A 23,152-nucleotide genomic window follows, 5' to 3' on the forward strand; every position below is an offset into this window, starting at 1 on the left:
TTGAACCCTGGGGCTGTGCCCAAGGTCCAGTGGATATCAGACCACCCTGCAGGAGAGTCGTTTTGGCCAGTTCGTTGGCGCTGGACGAACGTGCATTGATCCTGGCGCCCCCGCCAATAGCCGCAGATACTGCTCGCCTGCTCGCTTCTGCGGGCATCGACAGCCTGTGCGCGGTCGACCTGGCCAACCTGCAAGCCTGCCTGGCCGAAGGCGCAGGCCTGGCGATCATTGCCGAGCAAGCGTTCAAACAGGGCCCAAGTGCATTGCTGCAAGAATTCATCGACCAGCAACCGTGCTGGTCGGACCTGCCCATCGTGCTGCTCGGTCAAGGGAGCCAAGCGGCCAAGGGCTCGACCAACCTCCCGGTGGGCAACCTGGTCCTGCTGGTCGCACCATTCGAAAACGCCCAGCTGCTGCGCATGACCCAGTCCGCCCTGCGCAACCGGCGTCGGCAGTATCTGGCACGCGACCAGTTGCAAGACCTGCAGCAACGCCTTGACGCCAAGGCCGCACCTCCCGGCGAAGAGCAGCAACGCAGCGAGTTCGTACGCCACCAGACGCGCAAGATGGAGGCCATCGGCCAACTGGCCGGGGGGGTCGCCCACGACTTCAACAACCTGCTCACCAGCATTGGTGGCAGCTTCGAGCTGATTGACCGGCGCTTGCGCCAGGGTCGCAGCGATGGCCTGGACAACGTGCTGCGCATGGGCCGCGAGGCGGTGTCACGCGCCGCGCGCCTGACCCACCGCCTGCTGGCCTTCTCTTCTCGGCAATCGCTGCACACCCAGCAGGTCGACCTGCACGACCTGCTCCAGGCAAAACGCCTGAAGGCTTGCGTGACCCCGACCGTGACCCTGCAGGTGCAAATCGCCAAGAACCTGTGGTCGGTCGAAGCCGATGACCAACAGTTGCAGGAGGCCCTCGACAACCTGTTGATCAATGCCTGCGAAGCCATGCCCAATGGCGGTCAGCTGCGCATCGAGGCAAGTAACCAGCACATCGGCGCCGGGCAATTCGCTGGCGGTGCCCTGTGCGCCGGCGACTATGTACGCCTGCGAGTCATCGATGACGGCCAGGGCATGGCGCAAAGCACGCTGGAGCATGCCTTCGAGCCGTTCTTCAGCACCAAGGCGATCGGCCAGGGCATCGGCCTTGGCCTGTCGATGGTTTACGGCTTCAGCAAGCAATCCCAAGGACATGTCACCCTGCACAGCCAGATCGGCCAAGGGACCCGGGTGGACCTTTATCTGCCGCGCCACGTCGACCAGGGCCAGGCACCGGTCAAACCCGTACAACCCGTGCGAGGTTACCAGGGCCATCACGTGCTGATAGTCGAGGACGACCCCCATGTACGCCAATTGCTCTGCCAGGCCCTGCGCGAGGATGGCTTCGCCTGCCACAGTGCCGCCGACGCCAATGAGGGCCTTAAGGTACTGCGTTCGACACAACCGGTGGATCTGCTGATCAGCGATGTCGGCTTGCCCGGCATGAATGGCCGCCAGTTGGCCGAGATTGCCCGCAACCTGCGCCCACGCTTGCCAGTACTGTTCATCACCGGCTATGCAGAAACCGCCATGGCCCGCGAGGGCTTCCTGGAGGCGGGGATGCACCTGATCAGCAAGCCCTTCGAGCTGAAGCAGCTGCAGGCCCAGGTGACCCAGATACTGGGCAAGCCCTGAACCGCTTCATTCCTCGAGCATGCGTAGCGCCTCATCCACCAGGTCCGCCAGCGGGAACGGCTTGTTCATCAATGCCGTGCCCGGCTGCTCGAGCAACTGCGCTTCGATCGGCTGACCCGCATAGCCGGTAATGAACAGGATCTTCTGCAACGGCAGCTGCATGCGCATGGCCTTGGCCACCTGGCGGCCGCTGAAACCACCCGGCAAGCCAATATCGGTGATCACCAGGTCGAACGGGCCGTCATGGCGGAAGCGCTCCAGTGCGCTATTGGCGTCGCCCACATCAATGACTTCGAAACCACGTTCGGTCAGGTACTCGCACATCACAGCACGCAAACCGAGCTCGTCATCGACCAGCAACAGGCGCTGCCTCCCGGCCATGCGCTGCGTCCGGTGCACAACCGCAGGCGCCTCGGGTACCGGGTCATGCCACCTTGGAAAAAGCATGCAGACCTTGGTGCCCTGGTTCGGCGCCGACTCGATCCAGGCGTAGCCCCCCGACTGGCCGACAAACCCATACACCATCGACAAACCAAGGCCTGAGCCACGCCCGACCGGCTTGGTGGTGAAGAATGGTTCAAAGGCCCTGGCAATGTCCACGGCCGGCATGCCATGGCCATCATCCTCCACATACAACGCAACGTAGTCGCCTGGTGGCAGGCCGCTCTCATCCGGGAAACACCTTGTCAGCCGCTGGTTGATGCTGCGCAGCGTGACATTGCCGCGATCAAGGCACGCTTCGCGGGCGTTGGTGCAAAGATTGATCAAGGCATTTTCCAGCTGGGAAATATCAAGGTTCACCGCCCACGGCGTGACATCCAGCTGCCAGTGCAAGCGCATCTCGGCGCCCAGCGTGCTCCGCAGCAGTGGTTCGCTCAAGCGCAATTGCCGGTTGAAATCCAGCGGCCTGGGCGCCAAAGGTTGATGACGGGAAAACGCCAGCAGGCGATGGGTCAGCTCCATGGCACGCTGCACCGAATCTCGCGCGACCTCGACATACGCCTCCACCCGCTCCAGCCGTCCTTCCTGCAGGCGCCGCTGAAGCAGTTCGAGGCTGCCACCGATGCCGGACAACAAGTTGTTCAGTTCATGGCCCATGCCCCCGGCCAACTGCCCAACCACCTCCAGACGCTCGTTGTTGCGCATCAGCGCTTCGGATTGACGAGCAGCCTCCTCACGTTCCCCGGTGATATCCCGGCCAACGGCAGTCAGCAGGCTGCCATCGAACCGTGCACTCCAGCGAAAACAGTGGTAATGGCCATCGCGGTGGCGCAGGCGCGTCTCTATCTGCTCGGTATCCTGGTACTGCAGGCACCCGGAAACGGCCACCTCAACCTCAGCGCGATCTGCCGGATGTACCAGATCCAGCACCGGAGTGCCCAGTACCTGCTCTTCGGACCAGCCCAGGATGCGATACCAGGCGGGGTTGGCGGCACACACCTTCATCTCGGGAGTGACCGTCATCATCGCATCACGCGACAGCTGCCAGAACTGCTCGCGCTCCACCAGGTGTCGCTCGACCTGCCGCTGGAATTCTTGCGCCTGCTCCCGCCAGTGGCGATGCGCCTCGACGCTGGCCGTGGTTTCGATCACCGCGTGCAGAAACCCTGCCACGTTGCCCAGTTCATCGTGCAACGGTGTGTAGCCGAACGCACACCACAACGGCTCCCCGCCTTGGCCGCGGCCAATATGCAGTGGTGGGTCCTCGACAAAGCTCGAGCGCCCCTCGAGCGCCTTGAACACCCACGGCCCCATCGCCGGCCATTCATCGCTCCACAGCGCGTCGAAGGGCATGCCCAATGCATTCGGGGCAACCCGCCGCAATGCCCGATAGCCTTCATTGTGGACCACGCTGAGGTCTGGTCCCCAGACCACGGCACACGGAAACGGTGACAATTGCATCATGTCGACGGCAATGCGCAACGAAGCCGGCCAGCGCGGCAGCGGCCCGAGCGGTGTACGCCCCCAGTCGAACCGTGCAATCCGTTCGCCCATGAGGTCAACCGGTGCCAGCACAGACGGCTGCAGGATGACCATCGACGCAGGCTCGCGCGGCGTACCATTTGTGACCACTGTCGTGACTCCAGCATGATTCAGAAAAAGTACAGGCGCTGCGTGAATGTGGTTCACGTTAGCACAACACACGCCACCCAATATGGCGTACTGGCACCTGAGAGCTATGCTCATTAGGTTTTCCCTCGGGCCGGGGGAGCAACGGCCCATTCAGGTTGCCGACGGGAGCGTGGTCATGAGCAAGAAAATGCTGGTGGTGCTGACCAATACAGCCAAGTATCCGACCCTCAAGCGGGCGACCGGCTTGTGGCTGGGGGAAGCGGTGCACTTTGTCGAAAAAGTCGAAAAAGCCGGTTACGAGGTCGATTATGTCAGCCCGCTGGGCGGCTACGTCCCTGTCGACCCGCATAGCCTGCAGATGGCCCCCGACCTGGACTGGCTGTGGTATGACGACAAGCGCTTCATGACCCGCCTGGGCAACACCTTGAGCCCTGGCCAGGTGAAGGCAGAAGAGTACAGCGTCATCTACTACACCGGCGGGCACGGAGTGATGTATGACTTTCCCGACAACCAGCCGCTGCAAGAGCTGGCCCGCCGGGTGTACGAGCACAAGGGCATTGTCGCGGCGGTTTGCCATGGCGTTGTCGGCCTGCTGAACATCAAGCTCAGCGACAACAGCCTGTTGCTCAAGGACCGTCAGGTGACCGGCTTCTCCAATACCGAGGAGAAGCTCGTCGAACTGGACAAGGTGGTCCCCTTCCTGACGGAAACCGAGCTGGGTGCCCGCGGTGGTACCTACAGCAAGCATGAAGACCCGTGGCAGCCGTTCGTGGTGGCCGATGATCGGCTGATCACCGGGCAGAACCCGGCCTCCACGGCCCAGTTGGCCGAAAAAGTGCTCGCCAGGCTGAAGCGAGGCTGACAACGAAGTTCTGCTTTTCTGTAAAACCGCAACACTTTTGGCCTACAGCCGGAGCATCATCAAGCACATAGGATCAGCGCTGACCTGTTCAACCCGAACAGCAAGGTTCAACGGAGCGGCGGTCCTATGGCAGCAATACCGAGTCTCGGCATCAACTGGCGGAAGTTACTATTGATATTGTCCATCGGCGCAATACCGGTACTGTCCGGGTTACTGATGATGAACTATCAACTGGATAGAAAACTTGAGGAGAATGCCAAGGTTTCTGTTCAAGAGGCGATTTTCAGCATCGACCAGGCACTGGGCCGCATGGAAGGCGATCTGGACCTGATCCTGCCATTGGCAGGCAAGCCCTGTGACGAAGTACTTGGTACGCTGGAGCAGAGAGTCGCCAACAGCCCGCACCTTCGTTCACTGATACTCACCCGCGACCAACAAGCGTATTGTGCGACGGACATGGACCCTTTGGCGTATAACTCGGCTTTTGCCCTGTCCGGACGGCAGACAGAGCTGGCATTCGACGCTCCATCGTCGCCTAACGCGGCGATCATCAAAGTCCAGAGACCGAACAGCGACCCTGGGATAATCGCAACAGCGTACGGTCGGCAGCTGCGTGACGAACTGCGTGCTTTCCAGGACGGCCTGACATTGCTTCTGGAATTTAGCGACCTGTATATCTGGAGCGAGGGAGACAGCCGCGACGCACAACGGCCCTCCCAGGTCGAATTCACCGAGCGATCGGTTTCCCAGAAATATGGTTACGTGGTGATCGGCGGTTACCCCAAAGGATACGCCACCCAGGAGTTTCGCCTATCCCTGCATCAGGTACTGCCCTCGCTGGTACTGGTCGGGGTCGCCAGCATGTTCATCATGTACCTGGGCCTGACCATTTCGGGCAAGAGAAGGGTTGATACCGCCGCCATCGAATCGTGACGGCGGTACCCTGGGGTTACTCGGTGCTCAGCACACCACGACGTACCTGGTCGCGCTCGATGGATTCGAACAGTGCCTTGAAGTTGCCTTCGCCAAAGCCGTCATCCCCCTTGCGCTGGATGAACTCGAAGAACACCGGGCCGAGCAGGGTCTCGGAGAAGATCTGCAGCAGCAGGCGCTTGTCGTCAGGCTGGGAGGCACCATCGAGGAGGATACCGCGTGCTTTCAACTGGTCGACCGGCTCGCCGTGACCTGGCAGGCGCTCTTCGAGCATCTCGTAGTAGGTTTGCGGCGGTGCAGTCATGAAGCGCATGCCGAAGCCCTTGAGGGCGTCCCAGGTCTTGAGCAGGTCATCGGTCAGGAAGGCGACGTGCTGGATGCCTTCGCCGTTGAACTGCATCAGGAACTCTTCGATCTGCCCGGAGCCCTTGGACGATTCTTCGTTCAGCGGGATGCGGATCATGCCATCCGGTGCAGTCATGGCACGCGAAGTCAGGCCGGTGTACTCTCCCTTGATGTCGAAATAGCGGATTTCGCGGAAGTTGAACAGCTTCTCGTAGAAGCCAGCCCAGTACGACATGCGCCCGCGATAAACGTTGTGGGTGAGGTGGTCGATGATCTTCAGGCCGGCACCCACCGGGTTGCGGTCCACACCCTCGATGAACTTGAAGTCGATATCGTAGATCGAGCTGCCTTCCTCGAAACGGTCGATCAGATACAACGGCGCACCGCCGATGCCCTTGATCGCCGGCAGGCGCAGTTCCATCGGGCCGGTTTCGATTTCCACCGGCTGGGCGCCCAGTTCCAGGGCGCGGGCATAGGCCTCATGGGCATTGCGCACGCGGAACGCCATGCCGCATACCGACGGGCCGTGTTCGGCAGCGAAGTACGAGGCGATGCTCTTGGGTTCGTTGTTCAGGATCAGGTTGATGTCACCCTGGCGATACAGGTGCACATCCTTGGAACGGTGGGTAGCGACCTTGGTGAAGCCCAGCATCTGGAATACCGGCTCGAGCACGCCAGGGGTCGGCGAAGCCAGTTCGATGAATTCAAAGCCCATCAGGCCCATCGGATTGTCGAAGATATCAGCCATGTTCGTGTCCTCATCTGCAGCGAAAGATTATTGATTGCGTGGGATGTGGAACGGAAACGGCGGGGAGCACGGGATACCCCGCACGCTGCGGGCGAGGAAATCACCTATTATCAGCTTGAACCCATGGTATGTCATATGGACCCATTCTCGGCGGGCTTGATCCTTCGGCATCGAAGGACCTTATTGTTGTATTCGTAAATGGATTCTACATTGCGTAAAATGGTTTGTCGCCCTTTAGTTGCTCACCGGTCCCGACAAGCGGCTATCCTCTCGTAATCCTTTATACAGATCAGGGTCAGCATGCCCCTTACCGTCAAACGCCGCGCCGGCCTCGGCTGGCGCACCCTGTTGCCCTGGGTCGTCGGCGTGCTGCCCGTGGCATGCGGCCTGGCCGTGATGAACTGGCAGATCGAGCGTGAAATGCACGCCAGCAGCCAGGCTACCACCCGCCAGGTGGTGGAGCACGTCGAGCGCATTCTCGACAATCTGTCCAGCGCTGCCCATGCTCTGCTGCCGCTTGTCGACAGCCCGTGCGACGAGGTCCAGCTCATGCTGCGCGCCCAGGTCACGCGCAACGCCTTCGTGCGCTCGACCAACCTGTTCCGGCACAACGCCCTTTATTGCACCTCGCTGTTCGGCGCATTCGACGAGCCGGTCAACCCCGGCGACTACATCGACGGCAAGCTGTGGCTGATGGACGGCAACTCGGTCACCCCTGGCCACCCGCTGCTGGTGTATCGGGCCAGCGATGGCGACCGCGGCGCGATCAGTACGGTCGATGGTGAACACCTGCTGACGGCGCTGCGCCTGATCGGCCCCGATGAAGAGCTGCAGATCCGCGTGGGCGATGCCTGGCTGGGCAAGGATGGCATCGTGCACAAGGGCGTGCCCCCTGCCGCGGCCAGCGCGAATGTGCAGCTGGGCTCGACCCGTTACCCGTTCAGCGTGCATGGCGGCTACGGCGCCGACAAGCAGGGCCAGCTGTGGCTCAGCCACTATCCCGCCCTGTTCGGTCTGCTGCTGATACTGGGCGCGGTGGCCGGCCTGGTGTGCCGCTGGCAGGTTCGCCGCGCCACCTCGCCCCGTGCCGAACTGCGCCGGGCCCTGGAGGCCGACGAGTTCCTGCCGTACTTCCAGCCGGTAGTGCGCAAGGGCGACTACCGCTGGGCCGGCGCCGAAGTGCTGATGCGCTGGAACCACCCGCGCGAAGGCCTGGTGCGCCCCGACCTGTTCATCCCCTACGCCGAACACAGCGGGCAGATCGTCGCCATGACCCGTGCGCTGATGATGCACACCGCGCAGAGCCTGGCTCCCTTTGCCGGGCTGCTGGAGGACGGTTTCCATATCGGCATCAACATCACCGCCGACCACTGCCGCGACTTCAGCCTGCTGGACGATTGCCGGACCTTCCTCCAGCACTTCCCGCCAGGCCGGGTGGTGCTGACCCTGGAGCTGACCGAGCGCAAGCTGATCGAGCCCACGCCGGTGGCCCTGGAGCTGTTCGAGAAGCTCGACGTCATGGGTGTGAAGATCGCCCTGGACGACTTCGGCACCGGCCAGTCAAGCCTCAACTACCTGCGCCAGTTCAAGGTCGATTACCTGAAGATAGACCAGAGCTTCGTGGCCATGATCGGTGGCGATGCGCTGTCGGTGCACATCCTCGAGACCATCATCGAGCTATCGGCCAAGCTGGGCCTGGGCATCGTTGCCGAGGGCGTGGAAACAGAAGCCCAGCGCGACTACCTGGCCCGTCACGAGGTGGACTTCCAGCAAGGCTACCTGTTCGCCAGGCCCATGCCGGCTGCCCAGTTCCTCGAAGCGCTGGCCGCACGCCCGGCTGCGTCGCGGTTGCCGCAAGCCGCGCCCCCTGAGATCATGCGCGGCTGATCCACCTGCTCAATTCCCTATTCGAGGCATTCGTGTCAAAAGGCATTCTTTCGTCGGTCATGGCGTCCTGTCTGTTCGCCGTGATGTACTTCTATACCTCTCTGCTCACGCCGCTCGATGGCGAGGAGATCTTTGGCTGGCGCACCCTGTTGACGCTGCCCTGCCTGACCCTGTTCATGCTTGTCTCGAAAGACTGGAAACGGGTGGGCGAACTGCTCGCCCGGGTAAAACACACGCCGCTGCTGTTGCTGGGCATGGTCGGCACATCGTGGCTGATGGGCGTGCAGCTGTGGCTGTTCCTCTGGGCGCCCCTGCACGGGCGCAGCCTGGAAGTGTCGATGGGCTATTTCCTGCTGCCGCTGGCCATGGTCCTGACCGGGCGACTTGTGTATGGCGAGCGCCTGTCACGCCTGCAGAAGGTGGCCGTGGCCTGCGCTGCTCTCGGCGTGGGCCACGAGCTGTATCAGCATGGCAGTTTCGCCTGGGAAACCCTGGTGGTGACGATCGGCTACCCGATCTATTTCGTGTTGCGCAAGCGCTGCCGCACCGACCATTTGGGAGGTTTGTGGTGCGACATGTGCCTGCTGTTGCCCTGGGCGCTGTATTTCGTGATCCAGGGCCCGCTTTCCCCTGCGGATCTGCAGGCACACCCTGGGCTGTATGCGTTGATCCCGATCCTCGGGGCGATCAGCGCCTCGGCCCTGATCGCCTACGTGCTGGCCAGCCGCCTGCTGCCTTTCAGCCTGTTCGGCCTGCTCAGCTACGTCGAGCCAGTGCTGCTGGTAGGCGTTGCGCTGTTGCTGGGCGAAACCATCGGCCCGGATCAGTGGCTGACCTACCTTCCGATCTGGGCCGCGGTGCTGGTACTGGTGATCGAGGGTTTCAAGCACCTGCTGCGTCAACGTCGCCGTTCGGTGTAAGCCGAACCTGACGCACCCGCCGCTCCTCGACCGCCTCCACGGTCAGCGTCCAGCCATTCCAGGCCAGGCGGTCACCAACCATAGGCAGGCGGTCGAGCAGGCTCATCACCAGGCCCGCGAGGGTCTGGTAGTCCTCGGTGGCTCGGGCGCAGAAGCCGGTACGTGCCTGCACCTGGCCCAGGTTCAACGCGCCGCTGACCACAAAGCCTTCACCTTCCTGAACGATGCCCGGGCCTTCGACCTCGCTGGCATCCGGCAACTCGCCGGCAATCGACTCCAGAATATCGGTCATGGTCAGCAGGCCGGTAAAGTCACCGAACTCGTTGACGACGAAAGCAATGTGCGTCGACTGGCCTCGCATCTGCTCCAGGGCATTGAGGATGCTGAAGCTCTCCAGCAGGTTCAGCGGTACTCGGGCCATGCCTTCCAGATCGGGCTGGTTGCCCGACAGCAGCTCCTTGAGCAGTTCCTTCTTGTGCACGAAGCCCAGTGGCTCGTCCACGCGGCCATCGCGGATCAGCGGCAGGCGCGAGTACGGCGAATTGGCCAGGGCCTGGGCAATGGCGTCGGCCGGCTGCGCCAGGTCGATCACATCGACCTCGGCGCGGGCGGTCATCACCGTGCGGATAGGCCGCTCGGCCAGGTTCAGCACGCCACTGATCATCACCCGTTCACGGCGGTCGAACAGCACCTGCTCCTCACCGCCTTCGACCAGGTCAGCGATTTCCTCGCCCACCTCGTCAGCCTCGACCCGGCGGCCACCCAGCAGGCGCAGCACGGCATGCGCGGTGCGCTCACGCAGCGGCCGGTGCTGCTGCAGGCTGCGCTTGCGGCGGGCACGGGCCAGCTGGTTGAACAGCTCGATCAGAATCGAGAAGCCGATGGCCGCGTACAGGTAGCCTTTGGGGATATGGAAGCCCAGGCCTTCAGCGGTGAGGCTGAAGCCGATCATCATCAGGAAGCCCAGGCACAGCATGATCACCGTGGGGTGGGCGTTGACGAAGCGGGTCAGCGGCTTGCTGGCAACGATCATGATGCCGATCGAGAAGATCACCGCGATCATCATCACCGACAACTGCTCGACCATGCCAACCGCGGTGATCACCGCGTCCAGCGAGAACACCGCATCAAGCACCACGATCTGCGCGACGATCGGCCAGAACGCAGCGTGGCGTACCGTGCCGCTGGCCTGGGCCACGTGGCCTTCCAGGCGTTCGTGCAGCTCCATGGTGGCCTTGAACAGCAGGAACACGCCACCGAACAGCATGATCAGGTCGCGACCCGAGAAGCTCTTTTCGAACACCTCGAACAACGGCGCGGTCAGGGTGACCATCCACGAGATACTGGCCAACAGGCCAAGGCGCATGATCAACGCCAGGCTCAGGCCAATGACCCGTGCGCGGTCGCGCTGATGCGGCGGCAGTTTGTCGGCGAGGATGGCGATGAACACCAGGTTGTCGATACCCAGCACCAGCTCGAGGACGATAAGCGTCAACAGGCCCAGCCAGGCCGTGGGGTCGGCTAGCCATTCCATTAGCGGGTACTCACGAGGGCAGCGTCACGAGGACGGGAGAAAGAAGGCCGGGAAGACCGGGGACTGGGGGGCTCCGCGAAGGTGCTCATATAGACCTTGTTAGCAAATTGGGAAAATGATCCTACAAGCACAGCAGCTTTCCGTAATAGCGCAAAACTATTACAAAACCTGTAACAACCTTGTAGGAGCGGCCTTGTGTCGCGAACGGGCCGCACAGCGCCCCCCGGGTTTCAGGAGCGCTGCATCAACAGCTGGGGCCGCTCTGCGGCCCGATCGCGACACAAGGCCGCTCCTACACAAAAATGCGCTGGCCGGGCGTGGGGTACTTTTCTTCAATACCGCAGGCTGTCAATGCCCGAGCATGAAGGCCTACCTCAACCAAACGGATCCCCCTCATGAGCCTGTCCCTGTCCATGGCCGCTTTCGCACTGGCGGCCTCGATCTCCCCCGGCCCGGTCAACATCGTTGCGCTGGGCAGCGGTGCCCGCCATGGCCTGCGTGCCAGCCTGGCACATGTGGCTGGCGCCACGCTGGGCTTCTGCCTGCTGCTGGTGCTGGTCGGGCTGGGCCTGCATCAATTGTTGCTGCGCTGGCCTTTGCTGGGCCTGCTTTTGCACTGGGGCGGCGTGGGGTTCCTGCTGTACATGGCATGGAAGCTGGCCAGCGATGACGGTCAGCTGGGTAGTGCACACCCCACCCAAGCCCCCTCGGCCTGGCACGGCGCGGCGATGCAATGGCTCAATCCCAAGGCATGGCTGGCAGCGGTGGCCGGGGTTGGTGCCTATACCGGCGGTGAGCAGCAGCTGCTGTGGCTGTTTGCCTGGATCTACGGGCCGATCTGTTTCATTTCGGTGGCCAGCTGGGCGTGGGCCGGGAGCGTGGTTCGCCAGTACCTGGGCAACCCACGGCACATGCGCCTGCTGAATCGGGGCTTGGCGCTGCTTCTCGTGGGCAGTGCAGTCTACCTGGTCATTTGAGCCTGGCTGCACCGACCCTATCGCTGCCCTCAAGACCTGCGCAGTACCCGTGGGAGCTGGGTTGCCGGCGATAGGGCCACCACCGCCAAAAATGGCAATTCAGCCGAATGCATTGCGGTAATGCCCCGGTGTCGCCGCCAGGTGCTGCTTGAAGGCCCGCTGCAGGTGCGCCTGGTCGGCAAACCCGGCCTCCTGCGCAACCTCGGCAATAGCCCGGCCCTGACGCAATTGCGCCCTGGCCAGCTGCACGCGCTGGTCGAGCAGGTAACCATGCGGCGTCAGGCCGAAGCGTTGGCGGAACGCGCGAATCAGGTAGGAACGCGACAGGCCGCACGCCGCGCAGATGTCGTCCAGGCTCAGCGGGTCGCCACGATGGGCGCGAATGAACGCTGCCGCCGTGTCCAGTCGTGGGTTGCCCTCGTCGTTGACGCTGGCATCGCCGCCAAGCAAACCTGGAAGTGCGCCAAACAGCGCCGCCAGGCGCCCTTCCCGGTCTGGCACGCCGGCGTCGAACAGGTCGGCAAAGGCCTGCAACAGGCTCCGGTACAACACCGGCGAGCTACTCCAGGGCCGGGCCGGCAAGGTGAACCCCAGTGCCTGCAACCAAGGCATATCGACGAACATCATCAGGTAGGACCAGTGTTCCCCGTCGATGGGGTTGCAGGCATGCACCACACCTGGGTTCATCAGCACCGTGGTACCAGCAGCCACCTCTATGCACTGGTCACCGTACAGATAGGAGCTGCGCCCCCCCGTTATCACTCCGATGGAAAAGCTCTCATGGGAATGCGCGGCGTAGCACACCTGGCGCCCGTCCCCTACCCGCCGGGCCTCGACGAAGGGCAACGCCGGGTCGCGCCAGAACCGTGATACCTCGATCATCCCTCACCCCGCTCGCCGCTGCCATGCGCCTGAATACTACACGCCTATCGCGGAAACAGGTCCAGCGTCCGCTCAACTTCGCCGACATCGATCGTGAAACCATCGCCGTCCGGTATCCCGACCACAAAGCCGAAATGCTGGTGGTCTCGGTCCGTCAGGTACTTGTAGTAGCTGACAAACCGATTGGGCGGCTGCAACGTCAGCAGGCAACCACCGGCCTGCAGTACGTTGACCCCATGCACCAGCTGGCTACCCTCCACACCGATTACCACCCTCGCCCCGGCGCAGGCCGCGACGATACTCGGCACATCGGACTTCAGCGGGTTGACGATGCGAAAACCGCGGGTGGCGCGCAAATGCTCCGCCAGCGCCAGCTCATTGCGCAGCAGGCGCAGGTCACCATCGCCACCACGCAGCAGGAACACCCCCGGATGTGGCGCATGCGGCACATGCGACAGCAACTTGTCGCCCATGGCCCGGTAGCGGGCATGCCGGCTGCGGTTGTTGGCCTGGTCATCGAACAGCACCAGCTCACGGAAAAACGCACTGCGCAGGCGCAGCGGGTTCATTTCCAGCCAGTCTTCATAGGCCGGGGCCTGGGCAAACAGCGGGTATCTGGCCGAGGGCGCGGTGGTTACCGGTATGCCTTCGTTACAGGCCAGCGCATAGGTCGGACAATCCTCCATCAGCCAGGTACCGAACCACGTGTTGCCGTTTTGCGTGCAATAGATGGCCGCGCGGTCGATTTCGTTTTCCACGACGATGCTCGGAAAGGGGCCCGGCTTCAACGACAGCCAATGGCTGGCCTTGCCCTTGTACAACGCCCCGTCGACCAGCCATACGTCCTTGATCAGGTAGCCGCGGGTTGGCCCTTGCAGTGTGCTGATGCCGCCTTCCATGGTACGCGCAGGGTGCACGTAGGGATAGAAACGCTTGCCTTCCCACCCCGTTACTCGCTCCAGCTGGCCTGGCAGGAAAACGGCCGGGGGCGAAACCGTGACTTCCCCCGGGGCAATGTCCCAACTTTTGTCCGCCACGCTCTTGAGGTCGATGCCGCTGTTCCTGCCTAGCCGTTTGCGCGCCATGTAGCGGTAGGCGGCCAGGGTCCAGGTGTGCTGCCTGGCCGCAGGCGATGCACTGAACTTCGAGATGTCGCTTCCCATGAAGCGTCCTCCCTTGATGACAAGGTCAAAAGCCTGGCGCAAGGCGCCAGATCAACGCCTCCTGGCAACCGCTCAGCTGCACGTGACCCTTTCCATGGTGGGTGGTGACCGCAGGTTGGCGTAACGGTGACGCAGGCTTTCCACGAACGTTTCGCCCGTACCGTTGCCCCCATAGAAGTAGATCTTGTGCAGGCCGCCAAACACCATTTCCTGATAGCGGCTGGCAACTTCCTCGTCACTCGCGCCCTCGGGCAACCCCAGGTGCAGCGTGAGCTTGTCGCCTTCGACCGCGAACATCGGTGTGTCCCAGAGGAACTTCGCCGTGCCGGTTCTGGGCAAGCGGACAAACAGGTAGGCATGGTTACCCAGCGAGTCGATATCGCCACCGCGGCGGCGCTTCCACTTCAACAAACCGTCATCCGGGCGCGCCAGGCAAAGGCCGATATCGTAATAGTCGAAGCCCTGCTCCAGTGCCCACTCCAGGGCCATGAAGGTGGTGATCGAATTTACCTCGCGCAACTTCCGTGCATCGGTGAACACCGCCTCGCAATAGCCGAAACGCAGGGTGCTCCAATAACGCTTGCCACCACGCACCACTTCACAGCCCAGGTGGCAGCCGATCACTTCATCGCCCAAGGTGATCAAGTCGAGCCGACCGACGCCCCTGGCAATGCGGAACACTTCTTCAGTGGGAAACTGCGCGGCATGGATACCTTGCCTGGCGCTGGCATAAGGGCGCAGCAGGTAGCGGTCGGCCATGGCGATCTCGTCATCCGACCGGGCCTGGCGCATCTGGTACAGCGGCCGGTTCTTGCGGATGCTGCGCCGCAATTCGCTGTCGTAGCGCGCGGTGATATCCTCCAGCGAGCGCCCCAGCGGCACCACGGCGCTCAGGTAATGCGGTACCGACAATGCCCCCGACGTCGGCATTTCGCTGACCACCACCACGTGGTTGGCTGCTACCGTCGCGCTTGCGCTGTCAACAATTGCAGCATTGCCCGAACCCTTGCCGGCAATCAGCAGCTTGGCCATTTCCCGTTGCTGCTTCCGGCCGATATAGATGATTTCGTAGGGGCTTTCCTGCTGCAACCTGAACCTGGCGATTTCCCAGCGCCAGAAACAGGCACGCGCCATCGCTTCAGACACCTTGCTGGCCAGGTGTCTGATTTCGTAGCGTATGGAGGGCGAGACGAGTTTCCTCGCCGCTGCCGTCAAGGTCGCTTTCATTTCTTCTTCGACGTCCTTTGAGACACAGCATGGTCAATCGGAAAAGGACAGCAATTCAGTAAAAAGCACGTATCATGTTGATATTCGGAAATTATCCAGAAACCCCCATATCAATTAACAATTTAAGGTGCGCCCAAACACTTTATCAAGTGGCACTTTGATTGCATTTCCTTAAAGCTTCCTCACGCCATGTAAAGTTTCATGACGTCAAATTTCCTGCATGAATGGCCGATTCAGACAGCGAATTTCCATCGATATATCCAAGCCGCGTTATCCCATTACCACTCGCCTGTCTGGAATTGACGTTTGATGCCCCCTTTGCCTGAAAGGAGCGTCGACATGCCAGCCATCAATCCCCATCAACCCCTGCTTCAGGCGCAGCTGCCGCACTGGGCTCGCCAGGTAACGCCCAATCAGTGGGCCGCGTTGAAGCGAACCCAGGTCGCCCCGTGGAAGAGGCAGGACTGGTTCGCCAATGCTGCCCCCGACCTGCGTGAAGCAGCGTGTGCCAGCCAGGCGCGCCTGATGCAGGCGCAAGCAGCCTTGGCCAACTCACTCAAAGGCCTGAAACAAATCACAGAATTCGCCGAGCCATTGCTGCAACGGCGTCTTGCCGAACACGGCTTTCACGCGCAGCTGCGCAATAGCCAGCTATTGCGGGTCGAGCGCAGCTGGCACTGGGCCGCCCTGCGCTATCTATTAAGCCATCGACGCGACAACCTGCTGCAAGCCGCGCTGCAGAACTTCGCCAGCGACGAGATGTTCACTGCTGAAAGTGCCATTGCCCTGGGCGATAACATTCACGTCACGCCGATTCAGATACAAGGCGCCGTCCCTGTTGGCATGCAAGTGCCCATCGCCCACTTTCCATTGCAGTCGGAGCACTACCAGGTGGAACGGCTGCCACTCGAACCGGCCGCTTTCGCCACCCTGTGCCGTGACCTGGACCTGGGCAAGGCTTACCAGGCCCACCTGGAACAGCACCTCGCCCAACCCGCCACACGGGGCTTGGCCATCAGGGTGCAGAAAGACCGCCTGCGCCTGGCGGCCGACCTTGCCTATATGCGGCACCTGCTTGATGGCAGCACCCTTGACCAGATCGAACGGCTGTTGCGGGGGGGCACCGTACAGTGCTGGCAACTGGCGCTGTTCGGCACGCCCCTGCACGAGGTAATGCTGATCGATGCCGGCGGTGCGGGGCTGGCGCTGTATCTGCCCGGCCATGACCCGGCCCTGCGCCAATGCAGCAACCTGGACGCGGTACACGACACGCTGGCGACCTTGCTGCTGGAGCCCGATGCCCGCCAAGCCTTCACGGCCTACATCAGGCAGGACCAGCGCACGCACTTTCTCGACCTGTTGCAGCAGAACCTCGACGCCACAGGCAATACTGCCTATGACCGCCCTTGGCAGCGTGCAGCGCAAGCGGACCTGCGTCCCACACGCGTGGCTATCACAGCCGATCCTTTCGGCCATTACCAGGACCTGCACCTGGCCCGCCTCAAGCACGAAGCCAGCCTGCTGGCGGTCCCGACAGCAATGGCCGATGCCAACGCGCGAACCAGGCGCCTGGAGGAATGGGAAAGCCTTGGCCTGGATGCACTCGGTATTGCCGCGTTCTTCGTTCCGGGTGCAGGCACCCTGATGCTGGCCGTCACTGCCTGCCAACTGCTCGGCGAGGCCTTCGAGGGCTACCAGGCCTGGCATGAAGGCGACCGTCACCTGGCGCTGCGCCACCTGGAGGCGGTCGGCCTGAACCTGGCCCTGATCGGCGGCTTCGTGGCGGCGGGCAAGGTGGTACCCAAGCTGTTCAACAGCCCGTTGATGGAAAGCCTGCAGCAGGTACGCGGCAGCGACGGGCGCTACCGGCTCTGGAATGAAGACCTCGCCCCCTACCGCAGTGCCGTGACACTGCCGCAAACCCTGCAGCCCAATGCACTTGGCCAGTACCTGTACCAGGGCCGGTATTTCATCCGCATGGACGGCCAGCTCTTCGAACAACGCTTTGACCACAACCTGCAGCAATGGCGGGCCATTCACCCCGACACGCCCGATGCCTGGCAGCCACCGCTGACGCACAATGCCCAAGGTGCCTGGCGCGGCCAGCATGAACAACCCGGCCAGTGGCCATTCGCGAAGCTGGCGCGCCGTCTTGGCGAGGCGTATGCCGCGTTCACACCAGAACAGCTGGCCAAGGCAGGGCGCCTCTGCGGCATCGACACCGCGCGCTTGCGCCGGGTGCACCTGGAAGGCCAACCAACGCCCCCGCTGTTGCTCGATACCCTGCAACGCATGACGGCACAGGCCGAGGTAGAGGCGTTGGCCGACAAAGCCCCGCCAGGCCTGTTCGAGCGGCTCTACAATGGCAGCGCGCCCGCCACCCCGGCAATGCAGAAGCTGCTCGACGCCTATGCGCGGCTGTCCCCAGCCTTGGCCAGACGCTTGCTGGCGCCGCTGAGCGAGGCCGAAACGTTCGCCTGGCAAGAGCACGGTCAGTTGCCCACACAGGTTCGCCAGTTGCTGGAGCAGGTGCACAGCGAGCTGCCGCTGGTACGTGCACTGGAAGGTGTGCTTCAGCCAGCCCGGGCCAGCAGCGACAGCGAACGCTTGCTGTTCAGCGCCCTGGATGCCATGCCCGACTGGCCCGCGGACCTGCGCCTGGAGCTGCACGGTGCAAGCCCCATAGGCCCTTTGCTGGAGCATGTCGGCCGCGAACAGGCCGGCACCCTGCGCCGCGTGATCAAATCGGTCGAAGGCTATGAGGTCGACCGGGGCGAGCGCCCTGCACCTGCACCGCTTGATCCAGACCTCTGCCGCGCCATAGAGCAGGCACTGCCGCGCCCGCATCGCGATACGCTGGGCATCACGACGGCCGATGGCAGCTCGCTACGCCAGCGCGTACTGGGTTGGGTCGACCAGCACAGGGAGGCACTCGCCCAACGGCTCTGGGGGCATCGCGCGCTGTTGCGCAAGCCCATGGGCAGCTTGCGCGGCGGTCGGCCGCTTGACCCCGAACCGCCTCAGCCGCGCCTGGCAAGCTCCCTGGCCGGGGCTTATCGCCGCTTGTTCCCTGACGCCACCGACTGGGAATTCGAAAACTGGCTAGGCAACGACGAGGACAACCTGTACGTCGATGACATTCGCTCACCCACACAGCGCCTGCATGACCTGCAGCAGCGTCTGGATACTTTGCGCCGCGACCTGCATGAATGGGCCCGGCCCGATCCGCAGCGCCCTCACCAGCGGCACCTGGCCATCCGACCCATCCTCAACGCCTGGCGGCGGCTGTCGACCGTAGCGCTTGAAGGGGGTGGCAGCCTGCACAGCCTGGACCTGTCCGGCCTGGAGCTGGACAACCAGGACTTGGCCAGCCTGGCCTTGCCAGACGACTTCACCCATGTGCAGCACCTGTCACTCAGCTACAATCGTTCGCTCAACCAGTTGCCAACCGGGTTCTACGAGCGCTTCCCCAACCTCAATCGCCTGCTGCTGGCCGACTGCCGGTTCGACACCGTGCCCCGCCTGGGTAACACTGAGCACCTCGCCTGGCTGGATCTGGAAGGCAACCGCATTACCTGGAGTAGCCAAGCCCAGCAGGCACTGAACCGCTGCTCCGGGCTTGTAGTACTGGACCTTTCGGGCAACCCACTGCTGCAGGCCCCGGACCTGCGCGGGCTGGGCTACCTGAGGACACTGTTCCTGAACGACTGTGCGCTCAGCGAATTGCCGCAAGGCCTGGACCAGATGATCGAGCCCATCATCCTGGACATTGGCGACAACCAGCTGCTGCGGCTGCCTGACGGTTTCAACGTACCACGGCCTGTCGCAAACGCCCTGCGCCTGGAAAGCGAATGGCTGGGTTCACCAGTGCTTGCGCAGATCGAGGCCTACAACGCGATGCACCAAGTGGACCTGCTGGTGTGCGAAGGCGACTACCTGGAATTCTTCGAACAGACCGGCCCGGCCGAAATGGCCCTGTGGCAGCGATTGCCGCTGCAGTATCGGCGCGACCTCAGGCCCTTGCTTGAACTTGAACCGTTCGTGTCCCGCCCACGGCAAGCCCGTGCAGAGTTCTGGCGGCGCCTGGCCCTGATCGACGCAGACCCGGCCCTGCGCCAGCAATGGTTGACGCACCCACCCTATGACCTGTTCAACCTCCCGCTTTGACAGGGATACCGATGCCTGCCTGTCCAACAGGCAGGCGCGGGTGGTCATGTTAGGCCAGACTGGTGTTTTTCCGGCGAGCGGTGCATGCTCGCTGCTGAAGCGTTTCACCCAGCTCGAAACCCACCCAGCAATGTGAGGTGCAGTACCCATGGACCGTCTGCTCGATTCACTCTTCCCCAGCGCCGAGGACATCCCAGAAACCTGGCGCCTGGAAGCCCCCCTGGAACAACGCGACTACCTGGTGAACGGTGAGCTCAGGCGGTGGGACGGCCCACTGGCCACAGTGCGCAGCCCGGTCTGGCTCAAGGAAGGCGACGATGAGCACCAGGTGGTGTTGGGCAGCGCTCCACTGCTCGATGCCGACACCGCGCTCACCGCCCTCGATGCCGCCGTGCAGGCGTACGACAAAGGCCGTGGCGCCTGGCCGAACATGCGCGTGGCCGAGCGAATCCAGCATGTCGAAACCTTCCTGGCGCGCATGCGCGAGCAGCGCCAGGCCGTGGTCAAGCTGCTGATGTGGGAAATCGGCAAGAACCTCAAGGACTCGGAAAAGGAATTCGACCGCACCTGCGACTACATCGTCGATACCATCAACGCCCTCAAGGACCTCGACCGCCGTTCCAGCCGCTTCGAGCTGGAACAGGGCACGCTCGGCCAGATCCGCCGAGCACCGCTGGGCGTGGCCCTGTGCATGGGCCCATACAACTACCCGCTGAACGAGACCTTCACCACGCTGATCCCGGCGCTGATCATGGGCAACACCGTGGTGTTCAAGCCGGCCAAGTTCGGCGTGCTGCTGATTCGGCCGTTGCTCGAAGCCTTCCGCGACAGCTTCCCGCCGGGGGTGATCAACGTCATCTACGGCCGTGGCCGGGAAACGGTGAGCGCGCTGATGGCCAGCGGCAAGGTCGATGTGTTCGCCTTCATCGGCACGCACAAGGCCGCCAGCGACCTGAAGAAACTGCACCCGCGCCCGCACCGGTTGCGCGCCGCGCTGGGGCTGGATGCCAAGAACCCGGGCATCGTGCTGCCCCAGGTGGACCTCGACAACGCCGTCGAAGAGGCCGTCACTGGTGCGCTGTCGTTCAATGGCCAACGCTGCACGGCGCTGAAGATCCTGTTCGTGCACGAGGATGTGGTCGATGCGTTCCTCGACAAGTTCCAGCGCAAGCTGGCCGCGCTCAAGCCTGGCATGCCTTGGGAGCCTGGCGTGGCGCTGACACCGCTGCCCGAGCCCGGCAAGGTCGACTACCTCGATGGCCTGGTCGCCGATGCCACCGCCAAGGGCGCCCGCGTGCTCAACGAACGCGGCGGGCACAGCCGTGGCTCGTTCTTCTACCCCGCCGTGCTGTACCCGGTGAAGAGCGACATGCGCGTGTACCACGAGGAGCAGTTCGGCCCGCTGGTGCCGGTAGTGCCCTACCGCGACCTGCAGACGGTGATCGACTATGTGCTGGACTCCGACTACGGCCAGCAACTGAGCCTGTTCGGCAATGACCCGGCGACCATCGGCAGCCTGGTCGACATCTTTGCCAACCAGGTCGGGCGCATCAACATCAATGCGCAATGTCAGCGCGGCCCCGACACCTACCCGTTCAACGGCCGCAAGAACAGCGCCGAAGGCACCCTGTCGGTACACGACGCCCTGCGAGTGTTCTCTATCCGCACGCTGGTCGCGACGCGCTTCCAGGAGGCCAACAAGGAACTGATCAGCGAGATCATTCGCAACCGGCAGTCGACCTTCCTGACCACCGACTACATCTTCTGACCGCCACGCTTATAGAGAATCGATCTATCACCCCTGTCGATTTTCCATCTGCGCAAACGACTCTAAGCAAAAGGGCGCCAACCGGCGCCCACTTCCAAGGAGAGTCGAACATGGCAGCCAAACCCATTCCCGAAGGCCAGCACAGCATTACGCCCTACCTGGCCATCAACGACGCCGCCCAGGCCATCGAGTTCTACAAGAAGGCCTTTGGCGCGGTGGAAATGTTCCGCCTCGATGCCCCTGGCGGCCGCGTTGGCCATGCCGAGCTGAAAATCGGCGATTCGTCGCTGATGCTGGGCGACCCCTGCGACATGGAAGGCGGCCTCACCGCCAGCCAGAAGCTCAGCGGCGCCAGCGTAGGCCTGCACCTGTATGTCGAGGACTGCGACAAGGTCTATGCCCAGGCCCTGACGGCCGGCGCCACCCAGCTGCGTGCAGTGACGGACCAGTTCTACGGCGACCGCAGCGGCACCCTGAAAGACCCCTTCGGCAACATCTGGTTCGTTTCCACCCACAAGGAGGACCTGACCCCCGATGAAATTCGCGCCCGTGCTGCGAAGATGTTCGCTGGCACTGCGCAGTAAGTTGAAAGCGGCGCCACTTTGCTTGAAGCTTGGGGCTCGTAGCTGGGAGCTGCTTCATGCGAATCATCGACAAAACCGCCGCACAGGTCCGTAGCCTGACCCCTGCAGAAGAAGAGCTGCTGGTCGGCTTTGCCACCGGCAGCCTCACCGGCCCGCGCCTGCTGCAGGCCAACCAGTTGCTGATGAAGGTGCGCAACGCCAACCAGTGGCTGGCCTGCGATTGCCGCAACGATGCCTTGCCGGTGCTGAATGTCACCCTCAACGGCAGCACCGGTACGCTGTTTCTCAAGAACAACCCGGGAACTGCCGAACACGCGCCTGGCTGCCCGTTCACCAAGGACGAGCGCGAAGCGACCGAGCGCGAGCACGACCCCGCGCCACCTGCTGCCTGGCTACCGCCCGACACACCGTTGCGCCTGATTGGTGATTTCCGCAGCAGCACCACCAGCAGTGGTGGCGACGGCAGCGAACGGCGTGAACAACAGCGCCTGCTGTCACTGTTGCTGACCTGGATCGAGACCAGCGGCCTGAACCTGTATGCCACGCACCTGAAAAAGGACCTGACCGGGCAGTTTGCCGAGTTGCGCAGCGTTGCCAGCCGCTATCCGCTGCTGGAACGGGTGCCCGCAAGCAACTACCTGGAAACCCGCCTGGACATGAAGCACATGATGATGCTCAAGTCCCGCCTGCGTGAAGCCACGGTGTTCGGCAACCACCGCCGCCACGGCCTGCTGCTGGATTGCGTGGACCAGATCAAGGGACGCAAGCTGTTCAATAACCGAAGTGAAGACGGCTTCGACTTCCAGGGGCACCACCTCTACTGGGGCGGCAACCGCACCAGCGGGCCATTGCTGGCGCTGATGCTCTATTCACCGACCAGTGCCGGCAGCCATTACTACGAACTGATCCATGTGGCCAGCGTGCCGGTGCTATCGCGTGCTCATCTGTTCCCGGTTTACCGCGATGAAGAACGCGAGCCGCTCAAGGCCCTGGTGTCGCTGGTCGACTGGATGGCCGGCAAAGGCGTGAAAGTGCAGATGCGCCGGCCGGTGATCGGCGGCCAGGTGATGGACGAACTGGTAATGACCTCGGACCAGGACCGGGTGTTGTCGGTATCGTTGCTGGAGCAGCCAATCGGCCCCGAACCGGATACCGAGAACTTCAAGCGCTACGCCGATTTCAAGAGCCTGGAAACCTTCCGCAAATTCGTCGCCGGCTTCTTCATGCGTGAGCGCTGAGCCCCCTCTACCGGCACACACAAAACCTTGTAGGAGCGGCCTTGTGTCGCGATGGGCTGCAAAGCAGCCCCTGCCATTCATGCACTAGTGCTGAAACCCAGGGGCCGCTTCGCGGCCCATCGCCGGCAAGCCAGCTCCCACCTGGACCGCACCAACCTCAAGCCA

16 protein-coding genes are annotated in these 23,152 nt (G+C 62.8%); 10 read left to right on the forward strand and 6 right to left on the reverse strand.

Translation table 11 applies throughout. From position 1 onward, the window contains the following. Window positions 1–62 precede the first annotated feature (62 nt). Window positions 63–1,679 carry a response regulator gene (locus tag ACK56M_RS15805; protein WP_411958773.1) on the forward strand — a complete coding sequence of 539 codons (1,617 nt, stop codon included), beginning with the start codon at window positions 63–65 and terminating at the stop codon, window positions 1,677–1,679. Window positions 1,680–1,685: 6 nt separating this feature from the next. Here the strand turns inward: ACK56M_RS15805 and ACK56M_RS15810 are convergent, their stop codons facing one another. Then, the gene (locus tag ACK56M_RS15810; protein ID WP_137138129.1) at window positions 1,686–3,716 is read right to left on the reverse strand and encodes a PAS domain-containing sensor histidine kinase; all 2,031 of its coding nucleotides are present in this window, start codon (window positions 3,714–3,716) and stop codon (window positions 1,686–1,688) included. 211 nt (window positions 3,717–3,927) lie between these two features. On the opposite strand from ACK56M_RS15810, the gene ACK56M_RS15815 reads away from it, so the two are divergent. After that, on the forward strand, window positions 3,928–4,614 hold the full coding sequence (locus ACK56M_RS15815) for a type 1 glutamine amidotransferase domain-containing protein (protein WP_015270546.1): 687 nt from the start codon (window positions 3,928–3,930) through the stop codon (window positions 4,612–4,614). A gap of 126 nt (window positions 4,615–4,740) precedes the next feature. Then, window positions 4,741–5,547 carry a CSS-motif domain-containing protein gene (locus ACK56M_RS15820; protein ID WP_015270547.1) on the forward strand — a complete coding sequence of 269 codons (807 nt, stop codon included), beginning with the start codon at window positions 4,741–4,743 and terminating at the stop codon, window positions 5,545–5,547. A 16-nt stretch (window positions 5,548–5,563) separates the two neighbouring features. Here ACK56M_RS15820 and hppD read toward each other — a convergent pair whose 3' ends face one another. After that, complete coding sequence (hppD, locus tag ACK56M_RS15825; RefSeq protein ID WP_013972820.1) at window positions 5,564–6,640, reverse strand: 4-hydroxyphenylpyruvate dioxygenase; 1,077 nt, start codon at window positions 6,638–6,640, stop codon at window positions 5,564–5,566. Window positions 6,641–6,940: 300 nt separating this feature from the next. Here hppD and ACK56M_RS15830 point away from each other — a divergent pair, with 300 nt between their 5' ends. Further along, window positions 6,941–8,527, forward strand: coding sequence for a cyclic diguanylate phosphodiesterase (locus ACK56M_RS15830; RefSeq protein ID WP_015270548.1), 1,587 nt, complete (start codon window positions 6,941–6,943; stop codon window positions 8,525–8,527). A 32-nt stretch (window positions 8,528–8,559) separates the two neighbouring features. Continuing rightward, window positions 8,560–9,447: an EamA family transporter RarD gene (rarD, locus tag ACK56M_RS15835; RefSeq protein WP_015270549.1), complete on the forward strand. Its 888-nt coding sequence runs from the start codon at window positions 8,560–8,562 to the stop codon at window positions 9,445–9,447. On the opposite strand, the gene ACK56M_RS15840 is transcribed toward rarD, so the two are convergent. Next, window positions 9,410–10,981 carry a TerC family protein gene (locus ACK56M_RS15840; RefSeq protein ID WP_015270550.1) on the reverse strand — a complete coding sequence of 524 codons (1,572 nt, stop codon included), beginning with the start codon at window positions 10,979–10,981 and terminating at the stop codon, window positions 9,410–9,412. The genes rarD and ACK56M_RS15840 overlap by 38 nt on opposite strands. Window positions 10,982–11,376: 395 nt before the next feature. Between ACK56M_RS15840 and ACK56M_RS15845 the strand changes: the two genes are divergently transcribed. Then, the gene (locus tag ACK56M_RS15845; RefSeq protein ID WP_100413861.1) at window positions 11,377–11,958 is read left to right on the forward strand and encodes a LysE family translocator; all 582 of its coding nucleotides are present in this window, start codon (window positions 11,377–11,379) and stop codon (window positions 11,956–11,958) included. A 99-nt stretch (window positions 11,959–12,057) separates the two neighbouring features. Here ACK56M_RS15845 and ACK56M_RS15850 read toward each other — a convergent pair whose 3' ends face one another. From ACK56M_RS15850 to ACK56M_RS15860, 3 genes are all read right to left on the reverse strand, one after another. Continuing rightward, a complete protein-coding gene (locus ACK56M_RS15850) occupies window positions 12,058–12,840 on the reverse strand; it encodes an AraC family transcriptional regulator (protein ID WP_013972825.1) in 783 nt (260 codons plus the stop codon). A 44-nt stretch (window positions 12,841–12,884) separates the two neighbouring features. Further along, a complete protein-coding gene (locus tag ACK56M_RS15855; protein WP_015270552.1) occupies window positions 12,885–14,003 on the reverse strand; it encodes a glycosyltransferase family 61 protein in 1,119 nt (372 codons plus the stop codon). Window positions 14,004–14,075: 72 nt separating this feature from the next. After that, window positions 14,076–15,230 (reverse strand): hypothetical protein, encoded by a 1,155-nt coding sequence (locus ACK56M_RS15860; protein ID WP_054572562.1) that lies wholly within the window; start codon window positions 15,228–15,230, stop codon window positions 14,076–14,078. Window positions 15,231–15,569: 339 nt separating this feature from the next. On the opposite strand from ACK56M_RS15860, the gene ACK56M_RS15865 reads away from it, so the two are divergent. The 4 genes from ACK56M_RS15865 (at window position 15,570) to ACK56M_RS15880 (ending at window position 22,987) form a co-directional block, all read left to right on the forward strand. Further along, window positions 15,570–19,397, forward strand: coding sequence for a dermonecrotic toxin domain-containing protein (locus tag ACK56M_RS15865; RefSeq protein WP_411958774.1), 3,828 nt, complete (start codon window positions 15,570–15,572; stop codon window positions 19,395–19,397). A gap of 148 nt (window positions 19,398–19,545) precedes the next feature. Next, on the forward strand, window positions 19,546–21,165 hold the full coding sequence (locus tag ACK56M_RS15870) for an NADP-dependent glyceraldehyde-3-phosphate dehydrogenase (protein WP_024087207.1): 1,620 nt from the start codon (window positions 19,546–19,548) through the stop codon (window positions 21,163–21,165). Between the two features lie 110 nt (window positions 21,166–21,275). Further along, on the forward strand, window positions 21,276–21,749 hold the full coding sequence (locus tag ACK56M_RS15875) for a VOC family protein (protein ID WP_015270556.1): 474 nt from the start codon (window positions 21,276–21,278) through the stop codon (window positions 21,747–21,749). Window positions 21,750–21,805: 56 nt separating this feature from the next. Beyond that, window positions 21,806–22,987, forward strand: coding sequence for a hypothetical protein (locus ACK56M_RS15880; RefSeq protein WP_411958775.1), 1,182 nt, complete (start codon window positions 21,806–21,808; stop codon window positions 22,985–22,987). Window positions 22,988–23,152: the final 165 nt, after the last annotated feature.

It is taken from the genome of Pseudomonas sp. s4 (assembly GCF_046764235.1).
Taxonomy (GTDB): Bacteria; Pseudomonadota; Gammaproteobacteria; order Pseudomonadales; family Pseudomonadaceae; genus Aquipseudomonas; species Aquipseudomonas asiatica.